This is a genomic window from Ideonella sp. B508-1, assembly GCF_000333615.1.
Classification (GTDB): Bacteria; Pseudomonadota; Gammaproteobacteria; order Burkholderiales; family Burkholderiaceae_C; genus Ideonella.
Map to the genome: position 1 here is coordinate 1 of NZ_BADL01000600.1, position 6836 is coordinate 6836.

The 6836-nt window shown below is 74.0% G+C and carries 5 protein-coding genes and 1 pseudogene; all 6 read left to right on the forward strand.

The annotated features are described in order from the left end of the window. Nucleotides 1-89: 89 nt before the first annotated feature. Nucleotides 90-1757: an acetolactate synthase large subunit gene (locus I73_RS23875; RefSeq protein WP_022982927.1), complete on the forward strand. Its 1668-nt coding sequence runs from the start codon at nt 90-92 to the stop codon at nt 1755-1757. Then, nucleotides 1754-3415 carry an FAD-dependent oxidoreductase gene (locus I73_RS23880; RefSeq protein WP_022982928.1) on the forward strand — a complete coding sequence of 554 codons (1662 nt, stop codon included), beginning with the start codon at nt 1754-1756 and terminating at the stop codon, nt 3413-3415. The genes I73_RS23875 and I73_RS23880 overlap by 4 nt, the downstream gene beginning before the upstream one ends. Before the next feature lie 120 nt (nt 3416-3535). Then, entirely contained in the window at nt 3536-4348 is an 813-nt protein-coding gene (locus I73_RS23885) for a sulfite exporter TauE/SafE family protein (RefSeq protein ID WP_374701978.1), read from the forward strand. A 232-nt stretch (nt 4349-4580) separates the two neighbouring features. After that, nucleotides 4581-5606, forward strand: coding sequence for an ABC transporter substrate-binding protein (locus I73_RS23890; RefSeq protein WP_026097148.1), 1026 nt, complete (start codon nt 4581-4583; stop codon nt 5604-5606). A 32-nt stretch (nt 5607-5638) separates the two neighbouring features. Then, nucleotides 5639-6598: an isopenicillin N synthase family oxygenase gene (locus I73_RS23895; protein ID WP_022982931.1), complete on the forward strand. Its 960-nt coding sequence runs from the start codon at nt 5639-5641 to the stop codon at nt 6596-6598. Then, nucleotides 6595-6836: pseudogene (locus I73_RS30300) on the forward strand (bleomycin resistance protein); the annotation flags it as partial. The gene I73_RS23895 and the pseudogene I73_RS30300, both read left to right, overlap by 4 nt.

Genomic DNA, 6836 nt, shown 5'->3' on the forward strand with positions numbered 1-6836 from the left:
CGCGCATCCTACATTACTGGCGCGCCGGCTCAAGCCGCCGGTCGGCCGCGGCCCTATCGTCCGGCCCAGAACAGACAGGAGACATTCCCATGACCCAGGGCGCGACCGCCATGCTGCGCACGCTGCTCGACGCCGGCGTCGACACCTGCTTCACCAACCCCGGCACCTCGGAGATGCACTTCGTCGCCGCGCTGGACGCCACGCCCACGATGCGCGCGGTGCTGACCCTGTTCGAGGGCGTGGCCACCGGCGCGGCCGACGGCTTCGCCCGCATGGCCGACCGGCCTGCCGCCACCCTGCTGCACCTGGGCTGCGGCCTGGGCAACGGCCTGGCCAACCTGCACAACGCCCGCAAGGCGCGGGTGCCGCTGGTCAACATCGTGGGCGAGCACGCCACCCACCACGCGGCGCTGGACACGCCGCTGCAGTCCGACATTGCCACCGCGGCGCGCAATGTCTCGGCCTGGGTGCGCACCGCGCAGCAGCCCGCCACCCTGGGCACTGACGTGGCCGAGGCGGTGAGCGTGGCCCAGGGCCCGCCCGGCCAGGTGGCCACGCTGATCCTGCCGGCCGATGTCTCCTGGGGCGAGGGCGCCAGCCCCGCGGCCCCGCGGCCCCCGGCCACGCCGGCTCCGGCCGATGCGGCCCGCGTGGCCGCCATCGCCCAGGCCCTGCGCGAGGCCAGCGCCCAGGGCGGGCACTGCGCCCTGCTGCTGGGCGGGCGGGCCCTGCGCGAGCCAGCGCTGCGCGAGGCCGGCCGCATCGCCGCCCACCTGGGCCTGCGCCTGCTGGGCGAGGTCTTTCCCACCCGGCTGACGCGCGGCGCCGGCCTGCCGCCGGTGGAGCGCCTGGCCTACCTGGCCGAGATGGCCTCGGTGCAGCTGGCCGGCCTGACCCAGCTGGTGCTGGTGGACGCCCGCCCCCCGGTCTCCTTCTTCGCCTACCCCGGCCAGCCCAGCGCGCTCACGCCGGCCGGCTGCACCCTGCACACCCTGGCCGCACCGGACGAGGACGTGCTGGCCAGCCTGAGCGCCCTGGTGGCCGCGCTGGGCGCCCAGGCCGCCGTGCCCGGGCTGCAGCCGCCCTGGCGCCCCGGCGCCCCGCGCGGCCGGCTGACCGCCGAGAAGGTCTGCAAGGCGGTGGGCCACCTGCTGCCCGAAGGCGCCATCGTGGTGGACGAGGCCCAGACCTCCGGCGCCCTGCTGCCGGGCTTCACCGCCGGGGCGCCGCGGCACGAGCTGCTGGCGCTGACCGGCGGGGCCATCGGCCAGGGCCTGCCGCTGGCGCTGGGCGCGGCCGTGGCCTGCCCGGACCGCCCGGTGCTGGCCCTGGTGGGCGACGGCGCGGCCATGTACACCCTGCAGGCGCTGTGGAGCATGGCGCGCGAGCGGGCCCACGTCGTGAGCGTCATCTTCAACAACCGCGCCTACGGCATCCTGAACCTGGAGCTGCAGCGGGTGGGCGCCCAGCGTCCGGGCCCGCGCGCCCTGGCCCAGTTCGACCTGGGTCAGCCGGCGCTGGACTTCGTGCAGCTGGCCCAGGGCATGGGGGTGAGCGCCTGCCGCGTGGACACGGCCGAGGCCTTCACCGCCGCGCTGGCGCGGGCGCTCGCCCAGCCCGGGCCGCAGCTGATCGAGGCGGTGGTGCCCAGCGCCTTCTCGGGCCTGAAGCTGCGCGTGCTGCCCTGGCTGCTGCGCGCCCTGGGCCAGATGCCGCTGCCGGTGGCCCGGGCCCTGAAGCGCAAGCTGGCGCCATGAACGGCGTGAAGGCCATGGGCGACACCCTGGACGCCGATCTGCTGGTGGTGGGCGGGGGCCTGGCCGGCCTGCTCACCGCCCTGGGCGCCGTGCAGCGTGGCCTGCGCGTGGTGGTGGTGGAGCGCGACACGCGCGAGCGCCTGGGCGGCCTGGCGCGCTGGGCCTTCGGCGGCATGGCCCTGGTGGGCACGCCGCTGCAGGCGCGGGCCAAGATCCCCGACCACCCCGAGCGCGCCCTGGCAGACTGGCTGCGCTGGGGCGGGCTGAACCCGGCGGACCCGGCCGACCGCTGGCCCCTGGCCTGGGCGAGCCACTACGTCGAGCGTTCCCGCCCGGACGTGCACGACTGGCTGCGCAGCCTGGGCCTGCGCTTCCTGCCGGCCGTCAGCTGGGTGGAGCGGGGCCTGAACGGCGAGGGCAACAGCCTGCCGCGCTACCACGTGCTGTGGGGCAGCTCGCGCCTGCTGACGCTGCGGGTGATTGCCGCGCTGGAGCAGGCCGCCAGCGGCCCCCGGGCCGACCGCCTGACCCTGCTGTGCGGCACCCGGGTGACGGCGCTGGACTGGACCGACGGCGCGGTGAGCGGCGCCCAGGCGGTGGACGAGGCCAGCGGCCGCGCGCTGCGCCTGCGCGCGCCGCAGGTGGTGCTGGCCACCGGCGGCCTCAACGGCACGCTGGAAGGGGTGCGCGCCCATTGGCCCGCGGGCCAGCCCTGCCCCGGCGAACTGCTCAACGGTGCCCACCCCTTTGCCGACGGCGCCCTGCACCGGGCCGCCGTGCAGGCGGGCGGGCGCATCGCCGCGCCGGGGGCCATGTGGAACTACGCCGCAGGCATCCCGCACCCGCAGCCGCATTTCGCGGGCCATGGCCTGTCCCTGGTGCCGCCCAAATCGGCCCTGTGGCTGGACGCCAGCGGCCGGCGCATCGGCCCGTCTCCCCTGGTCACCGGCTTCGACACCCCCGACCTGTGCCGGCAGGTGGCGGCCCAGGCCCAACCCTGGACCTGGCAGCTGCTCAACCGCCGCATCGCCCGGCGCGAGCTGGCCATCTCCGGGGCCGAGCACAACCCGCGCATCCGCGAGCGGCAGTGGCTGCCCTTCCTGGCCGAGACCCTGCTGGGCAGCGGGCGCCTGCTGGACCAGCTGCTGCGTGAGAGCCCCCAGGTCCTGGCCCACGAACGGCTGGACGGCCTGGCCGCGCAGATGAACGCGCTGAGCGGCGGCCCGCATGTGGACCCCGCGGTGCTGCAGGCCACGGTGGACGCCTTCGACGCCCACTTCGTGCCCGGCCAGGGTCTGCGCCTGGCCAACGACGACCAGCTGCGCCGCATCCAGCACGCCCGCCAATGGAGGCCGGACCGGCTGCGCACCTGCGCGCCCGCGCCGCTGCAGCGCCGGGGCGACGGGCCCTTCGTCGCCATCCAGCTGCGGCTGATCACCCGCAAGAGCCTGGGCGGCCTGGTGACCGACCTGCACAGCCGGGTGCTGGACGCGCAGGACCGGCCGCTGCCCGGCCTCTACGCGGTGGGCGAGGCGGCGGGCTTCGGCGGCGGCAACGCCAGCGGCCGGCGCTCGCTGGAGGGCACCTTCCTGCCGGGCTGTATCCTGACCGCCCAGGCGGCGGCGCGGCACCTGGGTGGCGGTGCCAGCGCTGCCTAGAATGTGTGGATTGCATACCTTGTTGGGTATGAGCCTCCTCTGCCCCACGGCCCGCACCATGTCCTCACTCCCCCGGCCTCTCTGTCGTCCATCCCGCGCCCGTTCCAAGCGGAGGCGGGGTTGATGCTGCCCTGGGCCGACTGGGCCCCGCTGGCCGCCCTGGGCGGGGCGGTGGGCGCCGTGCTGGCGCTGACCGGCGCGGGCGGCGGTGCGCTGGCCGTACCCCTGCTGGTGCTGGTGCTGGGCTGGTCGATCCACCTGGCCGCGCCGGTGGCGCTGGTGGCGGTGGGCCTGTCGGCCTGGTTGGGGGCCGGCTTTGCGCTGCGCGAGGGCATCGTGCGCTACCGGGCCGCCGGGGTGCTGGGGGCCGCCGGCATGGCGGCCGCGCCCCTGGGCGTGTGGCTGGCCCAGCGCCTGCCGCAGGGCGTGCTGCTGCTGGCCTTCGTGGCGTTCATGCTCTTCACCGCCCGCCGCATGTGGCGTGACGGCCCGGCCCAGGCCGGTCCCCAGAAGGCGCCGGCCTGTGTGCGACCCGAGGGCGAGCAGCGCCTGTACTGGACCCGCCCCTGCCTGTGCGTGATGCTGCGGGTGGGGGCGCTGGCGGGTGTGCTCAGCGGCCTGCTGGGCATCGGTGGCGGCTTCGTCATCGTGCCGGCGCTGGACCGCCATTCCAACCTGGACCTGCGCAGCATCCAGGCCACCTCGCTGGCGGTGATCGCGCTGGTGTCCGTTTCCGGCCTGGNCGCGGCCTGGTGGAGCGGGCAGCTGCAGACGGCCGCGGCAGCGCCCTTCGCGGTGGGCGCGGTGGCGGGCCTGCTGATGGGCCGGCGCTGGGCCATGCGCCTGTCCACCCGCGCCCTGCGCCGCGGTTTTGCCGTGGTGGCGGTGGTGGTGGCGGTGATGCTGCTGCTGCGCACCTTGAGCCACTTCTGAACGCGGGCACGCTCCCCAGCTTGGGGCTGGTCGCCTCATTCCGGGGGCGTTGCCGCCCGTGGTCGCGCCTGGGCAAGGCCTGCCGGCGGCTCCAGCCATGGCACGGAATCTGCTGAACCCGGGTCAAGAGTAGAAGCGTTCAGCGGCCGCCCGGCCGCCCGGAAATTGCTCTGAAACCCCGCCTGCGCGCACGCCCGTGGCGCAGCCCGTGCTGTTTTCGGAGCTCTCGTCCATGCAACGCCGTTCTCTCCTCCAGGCCGCTGCCGCCTCTTCGCTGATCGCCGCCACGCCCTTCGTGCGCGCCCAGGGCAGCCTGCAGAAGTTCAAGTTCAACCTGGGCTGGAAGTTCGAAGCTTCCGGCGCCGGCTTTCTGCTGGCGCAGCAGCGCGGCTACTACAAGGACGCCGGCCTGGACGTCACCATCGACACCGGCAACGGCTCGGCCGGCGCCATCAGCCTGGTGGCCGGCGGGGCCTACGACGCGGCCTCGGCCGACCTGTCCACGATGATCGAGTTCAACGCGGCCAACCCGCAGGCCGCGCTCAAGGCCGTGGCCATCCAGTACGACCTGAACCCCAACGCGGTCATCGTGCGCAAGAACGGCCCCATCCAGAAGCCGGCCGACCTGGCGGGCAAGACCCTGTTGGGCCAGCCCTTCAATGCCTCGCGCAAGCTGTTCCCCGTGTTCGCCAAGGCCCAGGGCTTCGACCCGGCCTCGGTCAAGTGGGAGAACGTGGCCCCGGACATCGGCGACACCCGCTTCGTCAAGGGCGACTTCGACGGCGTGGCCTATTTCTACTTCACCGGCCTGCTCAACCTGAAGGCCCGCGGCCTGGGGGCCGATCAGCTCACCGTGTTCCGCTTTTCCGACCACGGCATGAAGTCCTATGGCAACGGCCTGGTGGCCAATGCCAAGCCCATGGCCCAGGCCGACGCGATGAAGGCTTTCGTCAAGGCCAGCACCCGGGGCTGGCTGGAGTGCATGGCCGACCCGGCCGCCGGTGCCGCCGCGCTCAAGGCCCGCGAGCCCCTGGTGCAGGAGGCGCTGGAGCTCGAGCGCCTGAAGCTCATCCTGGACGGCACGATGAAGACCCCCGACACCCGGGCTCACGGCTGGGGCGCGGCCACCCCGGCGCGCCTGCAGGCCACCATCGACGAGACGGTGGCCGCCTTCGGCCTGAAGAGCGCGCCCACCCTGGCCGACTTCTGGACCGACAAGTTCCTGCCCGCCCTGGCCGAGCGCAAGCTCAAGGTCTGAGCCTGTCTTCCTTCCACGAACCTGGAGTGGCCATGGGCATTCCCGTGATCGACCTGCAGGGGGCACTGGCCCCCGGCGGCCCCCGCGTGCCCGAGGTGGTGCGCCAGCTGCGCGAGGCCGCCATGGCCTCGGGCTTCTTCTACGTGAAACACCACGGTGTGGACCGCTGGATGGTGCAGCGCCAGTTCGCGCTGGCGCGCGAGCTGCTGGAGCTGCCGGCCGAGCGCCGGGCGGCCCTGTCCATCCGCCATTCGCCGATCATGCGCGGCTTCGAGGCCCTGGGCGAGCAGACCCTGGACGCCGCGATGAAGCCCGACCTGAAGGAGAGCTTCTACTGCGGCATGGACTGGCCGGCCGAGCACCCCTTCGTGCAAGCCGGCTACCAGACCTACGGCCCCAGCCAGTGGCCCGAGGAGCTGCCGCAGGCCAAGGGGCTGTGCGAGGCCTACATCGCGGCCATGAACCGCCTGTCCGAGCGCATCATGCAGCTGATGGCCTTGTCGCTGGACTTGCCGGAGCGCTACTTCGACACCGCCTGTCGCGAGCCCATGGTGACGCTGCGCATGATCCGCTACCCGGCCCACCCGGCCGATGCCGACGAGCGCACCTTCGGCGCGGGCGCCCACACCGACTGGGGCGCCATCACCGTGCTGGCGCAGGACCACCACGGCGGCCTGGAGGTGCAGACCCCGGGCGGCGACTGGGTGGAGGCCCCGCCGATGGAGGACGCCTTTGTCGTCAACCTGGGCGACATGATCCCGCGCTGGACCAATGGCCGCTACCACTCCAACCCGCACCGGGTGCGCAACCGCCATTCGGGCGGCGCGCCGCGCTTCTCCATCCCCTTCTTCTTCGAGCCCAACTACCTGGCCCGCATCGAGGCCGTGCCCGGCACCGTGGCGCCGGGAGAGTGCCCGCGCTGGGCCCCCTGCACCGCCGGCGAGCACCTGCGCGAGATGTACCAACGCACCTATGCACGGACCACGGCATGAAGCTCTACGTCAACCTGTTCTGCCGCGACATCGAGGCCCAACTGGCCTTCTACACCGCCCTGCTGGGCCTGCCCGAGCTGGCGCACGCCCGCTCGCCCATCTACCGGGCGCTGGCCGCGCCGGGCTTCCAGTTCGGCCTGCATGCGCCGGCCGCCTACGGCTTGCTGCAACTGGACCGGCGCAGCCCGCAGGACGAGGGCGTTCCGCCCGTCACCGCCTACCTGAACTTCATGCTGGA